The organism is Phaeobacter sp. JH20_26 (assembly GCF_048056275.1).
Taxonomy (GTDB): Bacteria; Pseudomonadota; Alphaproteobacteria; order Rhodobacterales; family Rhodobacteraceae; genus Phaeobacter; species Phaeobacter bryozoorum.
Genome location: NZ_JAYMWL010000013.1, coordinates 375001 through 392425, shown reverse-complemented (window position 1 = coordinate 392425; position 17425 = coordinate 375001). Strand labels below are relative to the sequence as shown.

Genomic DNA, 17425 nt, shown 5'->3' with positions numbered 1-17425 from the left:
ATCCCGGGCGGGATCAGGCCTCTGCGCTGGCGGCGGTATCCGCGTCTGGCAGATCGTCGTCATCGTCGGATTGCTCGGCAATCCAGGCAACCGAGACAACCTCTTCGCCCTTGGCAGTGTTGAACACCCGCACGCCACCGGCGGAGCGCGACCGGAAGGAAATGCCATCAACCGGCACCCGGATCGATTGCCCCTTGGAGGTGGCAAGCATGATCTGGTCATCCATCTCAACCGGGAAGGAGGCAACAATGGCACCGCCGCGCATCGCCTTGTCCATTGCGGTGACACCCATGCCACCGCGGCCACGTACCGGGTAATCATGGCTGGAGCTGAGCTTGCCCGAGCCGCCGGAGGTAATGGTCAGGATCAGGTTCTCGGAGGCCGACATCTCGGCATAGCGCTCCTGGCTGATGGCGCCTGCGACGGCCTCTTCCTCGTCACCTTCACCATCATCAGTCAGACCTGCCACCGCGCGGCGCATCTTGAGATAGGCGGCGCGTTCCTCGGGCGAGGCTTCGAAATGGCGGATCACCGACATCGACACCACATGGTCATCACCAGTCAGGCGGATGCCGCGGACACCGGTCGATTCACGTGAGTTGAAGACCCGCACATCAGTGGTGCGGAAGCGGATCGCACGACCGGAGTCGGTGAACAGCATCACGTCATCATCTTCGGAGCAGATCCGGGCATTGACCAGCTTGACCGAACCATCCTCGGGCAGCTTCATCGCAATCTTGCCGTTGCGGCGTACATTGGTGAAATCCGAAAGCCGGTTGCGGCGCACGTCACCGCCGCTGGTGGCAAAGACCACCTGCAGGTTTTCCCATTCATCATCCGGCACATCGACGGGCATGATCGCCGCGATGGACACCCCGGTGGGGATCGGCAGGATATTGACGATTGCCTTGCCTTTTGAGGTACGGCCGCCCTGTGGCAGACGCCAGGTCTTCAGCTTGTAGACCATGCCATCAGTGGTGAAGAACAACAGCTGCGTGTGGGTATTGGCGACAAAGAGGTTAGTGACAACATCCTCTTCCTTTGTCTGCATCCCCGACAGACCCTTGCCGCCGCGCTTTTGCGCGCGGAAATCGGCAAGCGGGGTCCGCTTGATATAGCCGCCACTGGTGATCGTCACGACCATGTCTTCGCGTTCGATCAGATCTTCGTCGTCCATATCACCGGACCAGTCGACGATCTCGGTGCGACGGGGAACCGCGAAATTGTCACGCACTTCGCGCAGCTCGTCGGAGATGATGCCAAGGATCCGCTCACGCGAGGAGAGAATTTCAAGGTATTCCTTGATCTTACCCGCCAGTTGTTCCAGCTCGTCGGTGACTTCCTTGACGCCGATCTGGGTCAGACGCTGCAGCCGCAGTTCCAGAATGGCGCGGGCCTGAACCTCGGAGAGGTTATAGGTCCCATCGTCATTCATCGTATGGGTCGGGTCGTCGATCAGACGGATATAGGGCGCAATATCTGCGGCCGGCCAGCGCCGGGTCATCAGCTTGTGCCGCGCCTCGGCTGCATCCGCAGAGGCACGGATGGTCGCAACCACCTCATCCACATTGGAGACAGCAACCGCCAAGCCACACAGAATATGGCTGCGTTCACGCGCTTTGCGCAGATCATAGGCGGTGCGCCGGGCAATCACATCTTCGCGGAAATCAAGGAAGGAGGTCAGGAACCGGCGCAGCGTCAGCTGCTCGGGACGCCCACCGTTCAGCGCCAGCATGTTGCAGCCGAAATGCGTCTGCATCGGCGTGAACCGGTAGAGCTGGTTCAGCACCACCTCGGCGGTGGCATCGCGTTTCAGTTCCACGACCACACGCACGCCGTTGCGGTCAGATTCGTCCTGCACGTGGGCGACGCCCTCGATCTTCTTCTCGCGAACCTGCTCGGCGATTTTCTCGATCATCGCGGCCTTGTTCACCTGATAGGGAATCTCATCCACGACAATGGCATAGCGGTCCTTGCGGATTTCCTCGACCCGCGTCTTCGCACGGATAATGACGCTGCCGCGCCCCTCAAGATAGGCCTTGCGGGCACCGGAGCGACCCAGCATCAGCGCGCCGGTCGGAAAGTCGGGGCCGGGGATATAATCGATCAGCTGCTCGCTGGTCAGATCGGGATCCTCGATCAGCGCAAGCGTGGCGTCGATTACCTCGCCGAGATTGTGAGGAGGGATATTCGTGGCCATGCCGACGGCAATACCGCCAGCGCCATTGACCAGCATATTCGGGAAACGCGCGGGCAGTACCGTGGGTTCACGGTCCTTGCCATCGTAGTTGTCCTGAAAATCGACGGTCTCTTTTTCGATGTCCGCCAGCAGCGAGGCTGCGGGTTTGTCCATCCGCACCTCGGTGTAACGCATGGCCGCCGGGTTATCGCCGTCCATCGAGCCGAAGTTGCCCTGACCGTCCAGAAGCGGCAGCGACATGGAGAAATCCTGCGCCATTCGCACCAGCGCGTCATAGATCGCGGAGTCACCATGGGGGTGGTATTTACCCATGACATCACCAACCGGACGCGCCGATTTGCGATAGGGTTTGTCATGCGAGTTTCCGACCTCATGCATGGCGTAGAGGATCCGGCGATGAACCGGTTTCAGACCATCGCGCAGGTCGGGAATGGCGCGGCTGACAATAACCGACATCGCATAATCGAGATACGATGTGCGCATCTCGGATTCGATGGACACCGTCGGGCCGTCGTATTTGGGCCTTGCGGGTTTGTTTTCGTCCATGTTTTCAGGAGTTTCCGGCGTATCGTTCACGTTGGCTGCCCGTTGTTATTATTGGGTCTATATATTGTGTCAGCACCTTAACAGACAGGGCATATAAGGCGCAAGCAAGCAGGGGTTTTCACCCGGTCAATGACCGATGTTTTTGGGCAAGGAACTGTATTCGTTCAGAATTAACCCATTGCGTGCTAGTGTGGAATGGGGGGATCCGTAAGGGAGACCTGAAATGAAGGAAAGCGAAACCGAACTGATGCTGAAGGGTTACGGTCTGACCACGGCAGAGATGACCTATCATATGCCGGATCACACCCATGTCCTGAACACCTTTATCTGGCAGGATTATGATCTTGCACCGGACCATCCGCGATTGTTCAAATTCATTGAATTCTGGCACCGTGAGATCGACGGCCCGCTTCATTCTGTCCGATTTACCCATCGCAAGATGATCAGCCCCGGAGAGTGGCGCCACGTCAAAGGCGTGTTGCAGATCCACTGACAGCGCCCCATTGCGCGGTCCCCGGTAACGACGCTGGGGGCTGAGCAGAGCTGAGCCATCTTACCTGCGGCCGCTTTCCAGCTGTGCTGCTGTCACTTCGGCGTGCCGGAGAGCTGTTTTCTTTCACTGACAACTGCTTATACTGGCGCCGAATAGAACTGAAAACAGGTGGGCCCAGCTGGTTGGCGCCCGCTTCTGTGACGGTTTGCGGCCGCGTGCATGTGCCTGAGGCGCATCTCGCCGCGGCGTGGAATCTCAGGGGTGAGAGAAGGCGCATCATGGTTTCTCGTGTTATTCCGGTTCAGGCCTTCGATCTGGTCATATTTGGCGGTACAGGCGATCTGGCGCAGCGCAAGATTCTGCCCGCCTTGTTCCGGCGCCATTGCGCGGGCCAGCTGCCACAGGATGCCCGTATTCTGGGCGCGGCGCGGGGCGACCTTGGCAGTGACGGGTATCGCGATCTGGTCCGCCGCGCTTTGCAGGATGAGAGCGGCGCCACAGATCTGGCGATGCGCGCCGCTGAGCTTGAGCGGTTTCTGGCGCGGCTGGACTATCTTGCCATTGATGCCACGGAGACAGCAGGCTGGCGCGCGCTGGCGCAGCAATTGGGCCGGCCGACGACGGACCGTGTGCGGGTGTTCTACTTTTCCGTCGGGCCAACTCTATTTGCACCGCTGGCCGAACAGATCTGGGCCCATGAACTGGCCGATGATCACACCCGAATCGTGGTGGAAAAGCCGTTCGGGCATGATCTTGCCTCGGCCAAGGCGCTGAACCGTACGCTCGCCAGCCATTTCGATGAAAGCCAGATCTACCGGATTGATCACTACCTGGGCAAAGAGACAGTGCAGAACCTGATGGCGATCCGGTTCGGCAATATGCTTTTTGAGCCTCTGTGGAATAGCCAGTATGTTGATCATATTCAAATCACAGTGGCTGAATCGGTGGGCGTAAGCGGCAGGGAGTCGTATTACGACAAATCCGGCGCGATGCGTGACATGATGCAGAACCATCTGATGCAGTTGCTCTGCCTGATTGCGATGGAGCCTCCGGCGAAGTTTGATCCCGACGCAGTACGTGACGAAAAGCTGAAGGTGATCAGGGCGCTGGAACCGGTGGAGCCGCACCATATCGTGCGCGGCCAATATACCTCTGTTGAGGGGGCGGAGCCGGGCGCGGATCTTTCCTATCGCGAAACCGCCGGTGATCCGCGCTCGACCACCGAAAGCTATGTGGCGCTGAAGGCGCATATCAGCAATTGGCGATGGGCGGGCACGCCGTTCTATCTGCGCACCGGCAAGCGGCTGGTGGCGCGATCCTCGGTGATCAATGTGTTTTTCAAGGATGCTCCACATTCGATCTTTGGTGCTGATGCCGGGCGCCATGCCAATCTGCTGACCATTCGCCTGCAACCGGATGAGGGCATCACCCTCAAGGTGACCATCAAGGAGCCGGGGCCGGGCGGTATGCGGTTGATCGACGTGCCGCTGGATATGAGCTTTGCCCAGGCGCTGGGGGCCGATATCGACGGCGCGCCGGATGCTTACGAGCGGTTGATCACCGATGTGATCCGGGGCAATCAGACGTTGTTCATGCGCGGCGACGAGGTCGAAGCGGCCTGGGCCTGGACCGATCCCATCATTGCGGGCTGGACATCGCGCGGGGATGTGCCAAAACCCTATGATAGCGGTAGCACCGGGCCGGGGGATGCGGATCTTCTGATGCGGCGCGATCAACGGGAATGGCGGGGGATCAACCCATGAATATTATCGAATATGCTGATCGGGACATGCTGGCCATTGATGTGGCCAATCAACTGGCCGGTGACCTGAAAACCCATCTGCTGCATCATGACAGCGCGTCTTTTGCCGTTGCGGGCGGCACCACGCCTGCGCTGATTTTTGACGACCTCTGCGCTGCCGATATTGACTGGGCGCGGGTGCGCCTCATGGCGACAGATGAACGCTGGGTGCCGTCTGACAGCGCGCGTTCCAATGCCCGGATGATCCGTGAACGGCTGTTGGTCAACCGCGCCGCTGCGGCGACGTTTCTGCCGTTCCATGTGCCCGCGCGCGCGCCCGAGGAGGTGCTGGCCGAAGTCGAAAGCCAGATCCAGCCGGATCTGCCGCTGTCGGTGGTGCTGCTTGGTATGGGCGAGGACATGCATACAGCTTCGCTGTTTCCCGGCGTCTCCGGGCTGGCCGAGGCTCTGGCTGCGGATGCGCCGATTTTGGCTGTGATGCGGCCCGACAGCCAGCCCGAACCGCGTGTCAGCCTGTCGGCGCGTGTATTGGACGCTGCGATTGCCAAACATCTGGTGATCTATGGCGATGCCAAGCGTGAGGCATTGGAACGGGCGAAATCTCTGCCGCCCGAAGAGGCACCGATTCAGGCGGTTTTGTCAGAAATGACAGTGCATTGGGCGCCTTAAGTGATGTGACCTTCTGCTGATGGCTCAGGCCTCTGCGACTGCGCCGTCCTGCTCCATCAGGGCGGCGCGCAAACTGTCGGGGAGCGGATAGCCTGCGCGTCCATCTGGCGAGCGCAGCACCATGACTCCTGTCATCCTGGCACGCAGATCGCCTGACCAGATCTGTTGTTCCATGACATATGAAGTGCGCCGGAACGACACCACACGGGCGGTGGCGATATAGCTCTCATCCAGCACCATCTCTTTGACATAATGGACATTGGCGTTGCGCAATACATTGCGTGGCGTGGGCATGCCCGTGAAATGGGGCGCAAAAAACCGATCATAATAGGCCACGCGCAGGGTTTCGAACCAGCTCAGATAGGCCTTGTTATTGACGTGGTGCAGAATGTCCAATTCAGAGAACCGCACCCGATCCGCCATGGCAAGCGGCTGCGGCGTCTCCAGCCCGTGATGGCGTTGCGCTTCGGGGCTGAGCGGGGTGTGAAAAATCAGATCCATGGCCCTGTCGGTAGAAGGAATGGCGGCAGGTCGCAAGTCGACTTGCGGCGTAACTATGTGGGAAACGCCAATCACGCGCCGAAAAATACAGCGAAATATCAATGGCTTGGCGCAGTGTGCTGATCTGGGAGATTTTGGAGCGGGTAACGAGAATCGAACTCGTAACTAAAGCTTGGGAAGCTGCCGTGATACCTTTTCACCATACCCGCGCCAATAAGGGCTGATTACCGGTTTCGCCGGGGAGGGTCAAGCGCACAACCGCCCTCCAACCAGCAAATTTGAACCGTCAACAGACGCTAGCCACGGCGCCGGCGGCGACGGCGTCCGCCGTCGTCACCACTGTCACCGCCGCCACTGTTGAAGTTGACATCCGGCAGGGTGACGATGCTGTTGAGGATCGGGAATGGCTCCATGGAATTGGGGATTGCGGAGGCATTCACGAAATGCTCCTGAAAGCGTGGTTCCACAGCGGTTTCGACCTTCTCGATCTGCTGCACGGTGGCCTCGATCTCGGCGCGGGCAGCGGTGTTGAGCAGCGCGATCCGTGCGCCGGTGCCTGCCGCATTGCCGGCCGAGGTAACCTTGTCGAGCGGGCAATCCGGGATCATGCCCAGAACCATCGCATGTTTTGCCGAGATATGCGCGCCAAAGGCACCGGCAAGGACAACCCGGTCCACCTTGTCTATCCCGAATTTGTCCATCAGCAATCGCGCGCCAGAGTAGAGCGCGGCCTTTGCCATCTGGATGGCGCGGATATCCGGGTTGGTCACGGTGATGGTCGGGCCGCCGTCGGCCGAGCCATCCCACAGGAGATAGGCATTGGTGCGCCCGTCCTGAATGCAGCGCGTGCTGCCGGTCTGTTCGGCAGATCCGATCAGACCGGAGGCATCCAGAATGCCCGCAAGTCGCATCTCGGCAATGGCCTCGATGATGCCGGAGCCACAGATGCCGGTGATCCCGGTCGTGGCGACAGCCGTGGCGAAACCGTCCTCATTGGACCAGAGCTCAGAGCCGATGATGCGAAACCGCGGCTCCTTGGTGGCGGGATCAATCTCGACACGTTCGATCGCACCGGGCGCGGCGCGCTGGCCGCTCGAAATCTGCGCGCCTTCAAAGGCTGGGCCGGTGGGGGAAGAGCAGGCCAGAACCTTTTCCTTGTTGCCCAGTAGGATCTCGGCGTTGGTGCCCACATCGACCACCAGCACCAGATCCTCGGATTTGTCGGGGGCTTCCGACAGCGCCACCGCAGCAGCATCGGCGCCGACATGGCCAGCGATGCACGGCAGCAGGTAGACACGGGCAGCCGGGTGGATGTTCAGCTCCAGCTCGCTTGCGCGCAGAGCCAGCGAATTGGAGGTCGCCAGGGCAAAGGGCGCCTGGCCCAGCTCAAACGGATCAATGCCAAGGAACAGGTGGTGCATCACCGGGTTGCAGACAAAGACCGCATCGACGATCAGCGCCTTGTCAATGCCCGCTTCAGTCGCGATCTGAGTGAACAGCGCATTCATGCCCTCACGCACCGCGCGGGTCATTTCCTGATCGCCGCCTTTGTTCATCATCGAATAGGAGACCCGGCTCATCAGGTCTTCGCCAAAGCGGATCTGCGGGTTCATGATGCCGGAGGAGGCCACGACCTCGCCGGTCTGCAAATCACACAGATGCGCGGCGATGGTGGTGGAACCGAGGTCAACAGCAAGGCCGTAGATCGAGCCTTCGTAGAAGCCGGGCCAGATGTGCATGATCTTGGGCGGGTGGTTCGCATCGCCCAGATGCACGGCCACCGTGACTTTCCAGCCGCCCTTGCGCAGGGCAGGCTGCAACACGCTCAGGATATGCAGGTCGGTTTTGACCCCCTTCAGGTTCCATTGGCTGTCCAGCGCCTCGATCAGCCGCTCCATATCGCCGGTGGGTTTATGCATGTCGGGTTCTTCCACCTCGACATAATAGAGCCGGGTGGAGGGGTTCATGGTGATTTCGCGGGCCTCTGCGCGTTTGCGCACGACCTGGCGGTGGACCTGGCTTTCAGGTGGCACGTCGATCACCACATCGCCCTGCACCTGTGCCTGACAGCCCAGCCGCCGCCCGTCGATCAGCCCGCGTTTGTCCTTGTAGCGCTGTTCGACCTTGTTCCACTCGGTCAGCGCATCATCGGCGACGGTGACTCCATGTTTGGAGAACTCACCATAAGAGGGCGTGATCTGGCATTTCGAGCAGATGCCCCGGCCACCACAGACCGAATCCAGATCGACGCCGAGCTGTCTGGCCGCGGTGAGAACCGGGGTGCCAACCGGAAACCGGCCCCGTTTGCCCGAGGGGGTGAAGACCACCAGCGGATGGGACGCGGGATCAGTTGCGGTCTCGGTCGGGATCTCGGTGACGGGATCGTTTGCCATGCCTGTACCTATCTTGCTTGCGCGGTTTGGGCGGAGCATATGGCGTTTTTTGCGCGAGGGAAGGCGGCGCGCGTCATTTTGCGGTCTCCGGGCGTCATTTCTGAGCGCATTTGCTCAAAACTGGCGCCCCTTTGGCGGCGTCACGGCGATCTAATGGGTCGGTGCCGGAGACTCGCCCGTAGTCGCAGCCAGCCAGCGCAGGATGTCGGCCCGGTCTTCGTCCAGTTTCGGGGCGGGCCTGCGGGTCGTTGCATCGGGCAGCTCGGAGAGTTTGACCGGATTGCCTGCGGCCTTGAACCTCGGTGTGCCGTCTTTGTCGCAGACATCCACCAGCATATTGCGCGCCAGGATCTGCGGGTCCTGCATTACCTCGGCCACCGATTGGATCGGTCCGGTGGGCACACCTGCGCGCTGAAGCAGGTCGATCCAGTGGCTCGCCGGCTGATCCAGCGTGACCGCCTCGATCAACCGTTTGAGGAGACGGGCATTTTCACAGCGCGACTGATTGTCGGCAAAGCGCGGATCATTGGCCAGCGGCAGTTCCAGCGCGGTGCAGAGGGTGGCAAAGAGCGCGTCATTCCCGGCAGCAATCACGAACAAACCGTCGCTGGCGTGAAAGGTTTCAAACGGGGTGATCGACGGATGGCGGGCGCCCGAAGGACGCGGCGGCTGACCCGTTACGGAGGTGATTGCCACTGCATGTTCCAGCAGCGCAAGCTGGCTGTCGAGCATCGAGATATCCACTTTCTGCCCCGGCGCGCCGCCGCGCACCGCATAAAGCGCGGCCAGAACCCCCTGACAGAGAAACATGCCAGCCGCGATATCCCCGATGGAGGCGCCGACGCGAACCGGTTCGCGGTCGCGCTCGCCGGTGATCGACATCACCCCCCCGCGCGCCTGCACCACCATGTCATAGGCCGGGCGCAGCCGGTCCGGCCCGCTATGACCAAAGCCCGAGACGGCGCCATAAACCAGTTTGGGAAACCGGGTGTGCAACGCCTCCCAGCCGTAGCCCAGCCGCTCCATCACGCCGGGGCGAAAGTTCTCGAGGATCACATCGGCCTCGTTCAGCAGCTGATCGAAGATACCGCGATCTTCCTCGGCGCGCAGGTCCAGCGCGATGCTTTCCTTGCCATGGTTGATGGTGGCAAAATAGGCGCTTTCGCCGTCCTTGAAGGGCGGGAATGCACGGGTATCATCACCCAGGCCCGGTCGCTCCACCTTGATGACCCTTGCGCCGAGATCCTTGAGCGTCATCGAGGCATAGGGACCTGCCAGAACATGGGTGAGGTCAAGAACAACAATGCCGGATAGCGGGTAAATCATCGGGGTCTCCTGTTTGCTCTGTCCGCGCGCCCTTGGTGGCGGATTGGCGGCGGGCCTGCCTTGATACAGATCAGCCGGGCGACGGGTGTGCGGATGCGCAGGCGGGGCGTAGAGCCACGCCAAGGGCCGTTCGTCACCGGCAAGAGAAACCCGCGCAATTCTTCCGATTTTCCGGTTCGGCCTCTTTTCCCCCTTCGGCTTCTGTGCCATAGGGTCATCGCCAAACGGGGTTTTGCATGGGGATGACAAATGCAGATTCGTGAGGCTCTCACATTCGACGATGTTCTTCTGGTACCGGCTGCGTCCAGCGTTCTGCCGAGCACTGCGGATACCCGCACGCGGGTGACCGGTGGCATCTCCCTTAACATACCGCTGCTCAGCTCTGCCATGGATACGGTGACGGAGTCGCGTATGGCCATCGCCATGGCGCAGGCCGGCGGCATGGGTGTCATTCACAAGAATCTCGACCTCGAAGAGCAGGCCCGCCAGGTGCGCCGCGTGAAACGCTTCGAGAGCGGCATCGTCTACAACCCGATCACCCTGACCGCCGATCAGACCCTGGCGGATGCCAAGGCTCTGCAGGAGCGCTACCGCGTCACCGGTTTCCCGGTTGTGGACAATGACGGCCGTGTGGTTGGCATCGTGACCAACCGCGATATGCGCTTTGCCACTGACGACAATACGCCGGTTTCGGTGATGATGACTTCTGACAATCTCGCGCTGCTGCATGAGCCGGCCGAGCTGGAAGAGGCCAAGTCGATGATGAAGGCGCGTCGCATCGAAAAGTTGCTGGTCACCGATAAGGCTGGCAAGCTTACAGGTCTGCTGACACTCAAGGATACTGAACAGGCGGTTTTGAACCCCACCGCCTGCAAGGATGATCTGGGGCGCCTGCGTGTCGCGGCGGCCAGCTCGGTCGGCGACAGCGGCTTTGCCCGTTCCGAGGCGCTGATTGATGCAGGTGTTGATATCGTCGTTGTGGATACGGCCCATGGCCATTCGGCAGGCGTCATCGACGCGGTGAAGCGGATCAAGGCGCTGTCCTCCAAGGTGCAGGTCGTGGCAGGCAACGTCGCCACAGCCGCCGCAACCAAAGCGCTGATTGAAGCTGGTGCGGATGCCGTGAAGGTCGGCATTGGTCCCGGCTCCATCTGCACCACACGTATGGTGGCGGGTGTCGGGGTGCCGCAGCTGACCGCGATCATGGATTGCGCAGGCGCTGCCGGTGATATTCCGATCATTGCCGACGGTGGCATCAAATTCTCCGGCGATTTTGCCAAGGCGATCGCGGCAGGGGCGTCCTGCGCGATGGTCGGTTCGATGATTGCGGGCACGGATGAGTCCCCCGGTGAGGTGATCCTGTATCAGGGGCGCTCGTTCAAATCCTATCGCGGGATGGGTTCGCTTGGCGCAATGGCGCGGGGGTCTGCGGATCGCTACTTCCAGAAGGATGCGGCCAGCGACAAGCTGGTGCCGGAGGGCATCGAAGGGCAGGTGGCCTATAAAGGCTCGGCCGGCGCGGTGATCCATCAGCTGGTTGGCGGGTTGCGGGCCGCCATGGGCTACACCGGCTGTGCCACGGTCGACGAGATGCGCAAGAACTGCGAATTTGTTCGCATCACCGGCGCTGGTCTGAAGGAAAGCCACGTTCATGACGTGCAGATCACCCGCGAAAGCCCGAACTACCGTATTGGCTGAGCCAGCCAGGGAGATCCCCCGATGACCATCGTCGCCATGACCAACCGCCATCACCCAGAGGCCGGGGTATGACCCCGGCTGCCCGCCGTCAGGCCGCGATTGAGATCCTTGATCAGATCCTGACGGGACAGCCTGCCGAGAAAGAACTGACGGCCTGGGCGCGGCGGAGCCGGTTTGCGGGGTCCAAGGACCGGGCAGCGGTGCGGGATCATGTTTTTGACGCGCTGCGCAGCCTGCGGTCCTATGCAGCCCTTGGTGGCGGCGGTGGTGCTGCACCTGTCTCTGACGGCAATACGACCGGTCGACAGCTGATGCTGGGGGCTCTGCGCGCAGAAGAGGTTGATCCGGCCGATCTCTTCACTGGCGTGGGCCACGCACCGGCGCCGCTGGACGCTGCCGAACAGGCGCTGTTGCAGACCGCGCCGCAGATGGGGCAGGCCGAAGAACTGAACATGCCCGACTGGCTCTGGCCTGCATTTGAAGCCAGCCTCGGCAGCGCCGCCGAGACTGCGGCACGCGCATTGCAGGAGCGGGCCCCGGTGCATCTGCGCGTCAACCGCAGCCATCCTGATCAGGCCACAGCGATTGCGCGGCTGGCGGAAGAGGGCATCCTTGCTGAGCCACATCCGGCGGCGGCCACGGCCCTCTGTGTGACCGAAGGCGCTCGCAAGCTGCGGAACAGCGATGCCTACACAAACGGATTGGTCGAGTTACAGGACGCTGCCAGCCAGGCGGTGATCGAAGCACTGCCGCTGGCGGATGGCCTGCGCGTCCTTGATTTCTGCGCAGGCGGCGGCGGCAAGAGCCTGGCCATGGCGGCCCGGGCCAGTCTGGATGTCTTTGCCCATGACATCGCGCCTCAGCGGATGAAGGATCTCCCGACCCGTGCTGCGCGTGCCGGAGCCGCCATCACGTTGCTCGCGCCCGGTGACGTGGAAGCCCGCGCGCCCTTTGATCTGGTGCTCTGCGACGCGCCCTGTTCCGGCTCCGGCTCATGGCGGCGTGCGCCCGAGGGCAAGTGGCGGCTCACGCAGGAGAAACTGGATGAGCTCTGCGGGATCCAGGCGCAGATCCTCAGCGATGCCAGCCAGTTGGTCGGCGCTGGCGGTGTGCTGGCCTATGCAACCTGCTCGATGCTGGATGTGGAAAACCGCGCGCAGGTGGATCGGTTTCTGGCCGAGAACCCGGGCTGGCAGTTGCAACAGGATCACGGCTGGCAGGTCCACAATGGAACCGACGGTTTCTATGTTGCCGTGATGGTCCGTTTGGGCGACGATTGACCACGCTATATGCAAGCCATACGCTGCATTCTTAACGCAGTTTTAACTTAATTCGTCTCGATATAAGCAGATCAATTCATCGAGGGAGCCGCAATGAACGGTCGCCAAGCTTCACCCGTTCCCCAATTGCGCGTCTACACGCCAGAACACGCTCGTCTGGCGGCGGTCTTGCTGTTGTCGGCCATGGTCATCACGGCGCCCTGGCTGTTACAGACCCCGGACTGGATCACCCGCGGGCTGGTCACAGTTGGCCTGACGCTGATTGCGGTGGCCCTGATGATGCTGATACAGGCCCGCACACGTCTGCGCGCACGGGCGGTGGCGACAGCGCTTCTTACCGGCTTTATCGACAAGGATGCGACCGCAACCTTCGTTTGTGACGATGACGGTATGATCCATGCTTCGAACGGAGCCGCGCGCAAGCGTTTTGCCGATGTTGATACCGAAACGCTGGCAGGGACGCTGCGATCCATCCTGGCCAATCCTTCGGCCGTGCTCTTTCGGATGCAGAGCCGCGCGCGTGTCGATGGCGCGGCGCGCGAGGATATCGTGACACGACGCGGCCATGTGCGGCTGGCGGTCCATCAGATGCAGGGCGGCAGCTTCCTGTGGCGGGTCGAAGAAATCACCGATCGTCCGACAACCAGCCGTGGCGCCGATGCGGTGCCGATCCCGATGCTGACCATTGGCCGGACCGGCGCCGTCCTGTTCATGAATGAAGCCGCGCGCAGCCTGATCGGGGAACGGGTCAAATCCACTGATCGTCTCTTCCCCTCGCTGCCGGTGCTGTCCGGGCAGATCAACACGATGAGCACCAAAAGCGGGCTGATCGAGGTTCTGGTCTGCGAGAAGAACCGCAGCCAGGGGCGGAGCGAACTGTATTTTCTGCAGCTGGATGCCAGCGAAGCCTCGGTCGGTCAGGCCTCGCTCGAGAGCTTGCCGGTGCCCTTCGTCAAGGTGGACCCCAAGGGAACATTGCTTTCGGCGAATAAGATGGGGATGCACCTGCTTGGTATCAGCTCCTGCGGCAACCTGAATATCGGCCAGCTGATGGATGGACTTGGCCGTCCGATGTCGGACTGGCTGCGCGATACCGCCGAGGGCCAGGCCTCGCATAAATCCGAATTCCTGCGTCTCACCCGCCGTGACAAGGAAGTCTTTGTTCAGGTGACACTCACCCGTGTGATCGAAGAGGGTGAGACCGTTCTGATTGCGGTCTTGAACGATGCCACCGAGCTGAAGACGCTTGAGGCGCAGTTCGTTCAAAGCCAGAAGATGCAGGCGATTGGTCAGTTGGCCGGCGGTGTGGCGCATGATTTCAACAACCTGCTGACAGCCATCTCCGGGCATTGCGACCTGCTGCTGCTGCGGCACGATCAGGGCGACCAGGATTTCGGCGACCTGATCCAGATCCACGAGAATGCCAACCGCGCGGCCGCTCTGGTCAGCCAGCTCCTGGCCTTCTCACGCAAGCAGACGCTGCAGCCCGAAGTGCTGGATGTTCGCGATACCCTGTCGGATCTGACCCATCTTCTGAATCGCTTGGTTGGTGAGAAGGTGACATTGACGCTCAGCCATGATCCGGTGATGCGGTCGATCCGCGCCGACAAACGGCAACTGGAGCAGGTGCTGATGAACCTGGTGGTGAACGCACGTGATGCGATGCCACAGGGCGGCGAGATCCGTATCGAGACCGAAGCGGTGGTTCTGGATGAACCGCTGGAGCGCAACCGTGCGGTGGTTCCCGCCGGTGACTGGGTCACTGTCAAAGTCTCCGACGAGGGTGTCGGTATCGCGCCGGATAAGCTGCAGAAGGTGTTCGAGCCGTTTTATACCACCAAACGGACAGGTGAGGGGACCGGTCTGGGTCTCTCAACCGCCTATGGGATTATCAAACAGACGGGCGGCTACATCTTTGTCGACTCGATCAAGGATCAGGGGACCCAATTCACGCTGTTCTTCCCTGTCAACACGCAGCCCGAACCAGAAGCCACAGTCACCGTGAACCCAGCTGCCAAACCGGTTGCGGCACAGCACGGCGAGGGGGTTGTTCTGCTGGTCGAAGACGAAGCGCCGGTACGGGCCTTTGCCTCGCGGGCTCTGCGGATGCGCGGCTATACGGTTCTCGAAGCCGAATCCGCTGAGGACGCGCTGCGCACGCTCGAAGATCCGGGTCTGACCGTTGATGTCTTTGTCACCGATGTGGTGATGCCGGGAATGGATGGGCCGAGTTGGGTGCGTGAGGCGCTGAAGACACGGCCCGACACCCGCGTCGTCTTTGTCTCGGGCTACGCCGAGGGGGCCTTTGGCGAGGCAGAGCCGTCGGTGCCGAATTCGGTGTTCCTGCCCAAACCCTTCTCGCTGAACCAGCTGACCGAAACCGTCCATGAGCAGCTACACTAGGCAGTCCCCCCGGAGCGGCCCGGGGTGGCGTCTGCCGCCCCTTTTGGCCGGTCGCCCGCGTGTCTTAGGTCAGGCTGTCATAAAGGTCGAACTCCGCCGCGCGTTTACGTCGGACAATTTCCAGCGCCGCCTCGCTTGGGCGTAACTGCGCTTTCGGGCTGACATTCAGTCTGGGCAGGTCGATGCGGGTCTGTAGCCGCTCCTGTAGAAATGACTGCAGAGTCTCTGGGGCCTCGTAGCGAAACAGATGAGTGACCGCGCAGCCATTGGGCTGCGGCTCGAGGAATTTCGCCTGGCTGCCGACGTCGGCATGGGCTGGCGGCTTACCCTTGCAGGCGTCTCGCAGAAAATCGTCAAAACTGATGGTTTGGGTGCTGTTGGGATGATCGCGCAGATCGTCGCGCTGACGAAACCGGTACCAGCTGCCCAGCCAGCTGACAGGTTCACGCATGACGGCAACCAGCTCCATCTCCGCGTCACAGACCTTTGCCAGCATCGGGCGAATCCAGCGATTGTAGCGATAGACCGGCGCGTGTTTCAGCTGCGGCGGATTGGCAAACACCATGTCGGCACGGCTGGCCAGAGCGGCGTGATAGGCGGTTGTCCCGGTTTTGGGCACGCTCAGCAGAGCCAGCCGTTCCTTGAAAAAGATGAGCATAGCGTGAAATTTCCGCAGCAAATGATCGGTGTCTCCCTTGGATAACACTCTCTTAACCCTCTTGGCCACCAGATCGGTATGGGAGTGATCATGTAAGATTTCCGTTGCAATGTTCTCTTTTTGGTCTCATATAGAACAAGAGGCGAACAAAGCAGTGATTGCCGCCCGGTCGCGGGTGTGACACATAGAAAGGGACAAGGGACTATGGCGGATCTTTTGACCATGAAAGACAATAAGAAGAGCGGCGACAAACAAAAGGCGCTGGACAGCGCTCTGGCGCAGATTGAGCGGCAGTTTGGCAAGGGCTCGATCATGAAGCTGGGCGATGGTAATCCCCTGGCCGAGATTGAGGCCTCTTCAACGGGATCGTTGGGGCTGGACATTGCGCTTGGCATTGGCGGTCTGCCGATGGGCCGCATTATCGAGATTTACGGTCCCGAAAGCTCGGGCAAGACAACGCTGACTCTGCACTGCATTGCAGAGCAGCAGAAGAACGGTGGCGTCTGCGCCTTTGTGGATGCGGAACATGCGCTGGACCCGCAATATGCGGCGAAACTGGGCGTTGACCTTGATGAGCTGCTGATCTCGCAGCCCGACACCGGCGAACAGGCCCTGGAAATCACGGACACTCTGGTGCGGTCCGGCGCGGTGAACATGGTGATCGTGGACTCCGTGGCAGCCCTCACTCCGAAATCGGAGCTGGAAGGCGACATGGGCGACAGCAATGTGGGCGTCCAGGCTCGCCTGATGAGCCAGGCGATGCGCAAGCTGACCGGCTCCATCAGCCGCTCCAAATGTATGGTGATCTTCATCAACCAGATCCGCATGAAGATCGGTGTGATGTTCGGCTCGCCGGAAACAACAACCGGTGGTAACGCACTGAAGTTCTACTCCTCGGTGCGTCTGGACATCCGCCGCATCGGCGCGATCAAGGACCGTGACGAGGTGGTCGGCAACGCAACCCGCGTCAAGGTCGTGAAGAACAAGGTGGCGCCTCCGTTCAAACAGGTTGAATTCGACATCATGTATGGCGAAGGCATCTCCAAGATGGGCGAACTGCTGGATCTGGGCGTAGCGGCTGGTGTTGTCGCGAAATCCGGGGCCTGGTTCTCCTATGGCGATGAACGGATCGGGCAGGGGCGTGAAAACGCCAAGACATACCTGCGGGAGAACCCCCATATCGCCTATGATATTGAGGATAAGATCCGCGCGGCGCACGGGCTGGAGTTCCACCGTCCTGACGGCGCAGATGACGATATTCTGGAAGCCTGACACAAGGCTGATGACGCCTCTTGCCGGGTGATGCAAAGGGCAGCGGTTGCTCGATAAACACCGGCGCAGGCTGAAAAATCTGATCAAATCAGGGCGTGGATCACTCCGCGCCCTTTTTCATGGGGGTTTCACGGCGCCTTTCCGCACCGCAGCGCTGGACAGGCTCACTGGGGCCGGATACATCTTCCCGAACCGCTGAGACAGCCAGCCGAGAGATCCCGATT

Annotated in this window: 12 protein-coding genes and 1 tRNA gene; 7 read left to right on the top strand and 6 right to left on the bottom strand. The window is 61.0% G+C overall.

Going from position 1 to position 17425, the window contains the following annotated elements:
• Positions 1-13: 13 nt before the first annotated feature.
• The gene (gyrA, locus tag VWY60_RS07645; protein ID WP_416536301.1) at positions 14-2746 is read right to left on the bottom strand and encodes a DNA gyrase subunit A; all 2733 of its coding nucleotides are present in this window, start codon (positions 2744-2746) and stop codon (positions 14-16) included.
• A gap of 223 nt (positions 2747-2969) precedes the next feature.
• On the opposite strand from gyrA, the gene VWY60_RS07640 reads away from it, so the two are divergent.
• From VWY60_RS07640 to pgl, 3 genes are all read left to right on the top strand, one after another.
• Positions 2970-3239 (top strand): usg protein, encoded by a 270-nt coding sequence (locus tag VWY60_RS07640; RefSeq protein WP_340545525.1) that lies wholly within the window; start codon positions 2970-2972, stop codon positions 3237-3239.
• A gap of 278 nt (positions 3240-3517) precedes the next feature.
• Positions 3518-5002 carry a glucose-6-phosphate dehydrogenase gene (zwf, locus tag VWY60_RS07635; RefSeq protein ID WP_340545526.1) on the top strand — a complete coding sequence of 495 codons (1485 nt, stop codon included), beginning with the start codon at positions 3518-3520 and terminating at the stop codon, positions 5000-5002.
• Entirely contained in the window at positions 4999-5670 is a 672-nt protein-coding gene (pgl, locus tag VWY60_RS07630) for a 6-phosphogluconolactonase (RefSeq protein ID WP_416540194.1), read from the top strand. The genes zwf and pgl overlap by 4 nt, the downstream gene beginning before the upstream one ends.
• Positions 5671-5694: 24 nt before the next feature.
• Here pgl and VWY60_RS07625 read toward each other — a convergent pair whose 3' ends face one another.
• From VWY60_RS07625 to VWY60_RS07610, 4 genes are all read right to left on the bottom strand, one after another.
• The gene (locus VWY60_RS07625; RefSeq protein WP_416540193.1) at positions 5695-6171 is read right to left on the bottom strand and encodes an acyl-CoA thioesterase; all 477 of its coding nucleotides are present in this window, start codon (positions 6169-6171) and stop codon (positions 5695-5697) included.
• Positions 6172-6306: 135 nt separating this feature from the next.
• A tRNA-Gly gene (locus VWY60_RS07620) sits at positions 6307-6380 on the bottom strand.
• A gap of 87 nt (positions 6381-6467) precedes the next feature.
• Positions 6468-8564 carry an ASKHA domain-containing protein gene (locus VWY60_RS07615; RefSeq protein ID WP_416540192.1) on the bottom strand — a complete coding sequence of 699 codons (2097 nt, stop codon included), beginning with the start codon at positions 8562-8564 and terminating at the stop codon, positions 6468-6470.
• Between the two features lie 150 nt (positions 8565-8714).
• Positions 8715-9890: a CaiB/BaiF CoA transferase family protein gene (locus VWY60_RS07610; protein ID WP_416540191.1), complete on the bottom strand. Its 1176-nt coding sequence runs from the start codon at positions 9888-9890 to the stop codon at positions 8715-8717.
• Between the two features lie 249 nt (positions 9891-10139).
• Between VWY60_RS07610 and guaB the strand changes: the two genes are divergently transcribed.
• The 3 genes from guaB (at position 10140) to VWY60_RS07595 (ending at position 15271) form a co-directional block, all read left to right on the top strand.
• Complete coding sequence (gene guaB, locus VWY60_RS07605) at positions 10140-11588, top strand: IMP dehydrogenase (protein ID WP_416540190.1); 1449 nt, start codon at positions 10140-10142, stop codon at positions 11586-11588.
• A gap of 68 nt (positions 11589-11656) precedes the next feature.
• Positions 11657-12868: an RsmB/NOP family class I SAM-dependent RNA methyltransferase gene (locus VWY60_RS07600; protein ID WP_416540189.1), complete on the top strand. Its 1212-nt coding sequence runs from the start codon at positions 11657-11659 to the stop codon at positions 12866-12868.
• A 93-nt stretch (positions 12869-12961) separates the two neighbouring features.
• Positions 12962-15271: an ATP-binding protein gene (locus VWY60_RS07595; RefSeq protein WP_340545533.1), complete on the top strand. Its 2310-nt coding sequence runs from the start codon at positions 12962-12964 to the stop codon at positions 15269-15271.
• 64 nt (positions 15272-15335) lie between these two features.
• Here the strand turns inward: VWY60_RS07595 and VWY60_RS07590 are convergent, their stop codons facing one another.
• Positions 15336-15929 carry a gamma-glutamyl kinase gene (locus VWY60_RS07590; protein WP_416540188.1) on the bottom strand — a complete coding sequence of 198 codons (594 nt, stop codon included), beginning with the start codon at positions 15927-15929 and terminating at the stop codon, positions 15336-15338.
• Positions 15930-16133: 204 nt separating this feature from the next.
• Here VWY60_RS07590 and recA point away from each other — a divergent pair, with 204 nt between their 5' ends.
• Positions 16134-17201 carry a recombinase RecA gene (gene recA / locus VWY60_RS07585; RefSeq protein WP_340545535.1) on the top strand — a complete coding sequence of 356 codons (1068 nt, stop codon included), beginning with the start codon at positions 16134-16136 and terminating at the stop codon, positions 17199-17201.
• The last annotated feature ends 224 nt before the right edge of the window (positions 17202-17425 follow it).

Coding starts and splice junctions, on each gene's coding strand:
- VWY60_RS07590 (WP_416540188.1), bottom strand. CDS start 15,929: ATGCTCATCTTTTTCAAGGAACGGCTGGCTCTGCTGAGCGTGCCCAAA.
- recA (WP_340545535.1), top strand. CDS start 16,134: ATGGCGGATCTTTTGACCATGAAAGACAATAAGAAGAGCGGCGACAAA.
- gyrA (WP_416536301.1), bottom strand. CDS start 2,746: ATGGACGAAAACAAACCCGCAAGGCCCAAATACGACGGCCCGACGGTG.
- VWY60_RS07640 (WP_340545525.1), top strand. CDS start 2,970: ATGAAGGAAAGCGAAACCGAACTGATGCTGAAGGGTTACGGTCTGACC.
- VWY60_RS07595 (WP_340545533.1), top strand. CDS start 12,962: ATGAACGGTCGCCAAGCTTCACCCGTTCCCCAATTGCGCGTCTACACG.
- zwf (WP_340545526.1), top strand. CDS start 3,518: ATGGTTTCTCGTGTTATTCCGGTTCAGGCCTTCGATCTGGTCATATTT.
- VWY60_RS07610 (WP_416540191.1), bottom strand. CDS start 9,890: ATGATTTACCCGCTATCCGGCATTGTTGTTCTTGACCTCACCCATGTT.
- VWY60_RS07615 (WP_416540192.1), bottom strand. CDS start 8,564: ATGGCAAACGATCCCGTCACCGAGATCCCGACCGAGACCGCAACTGAT.
- pgl (WP_416540194.1), top strand. CDS start 4,999: ATGAATATTATCGAATATGCTGATCGGGACATGCTGGCCATTGATGTG.
- VWY60_RS07600 (WP_416540189.1), top strand. CDS start 11,657: ATGACCCCGGCTGCCCGCCGTCAGGCCGCGATTGAGATCCTTGATCAG.
- guaB (WP_416540190.1), top strand. CDS start 10,140: ATGCAGATTCGTGAGGCTCTCACATTCGACGATGTTCTTCTGGTACCG.
- VWY60_RS07625 (WP_416540193.1), bottom strand. CDS start 6,171: ATGGATCTGATTTTTCACACCCCGCTCAGCCCCGAAGCGCAACGCCAT.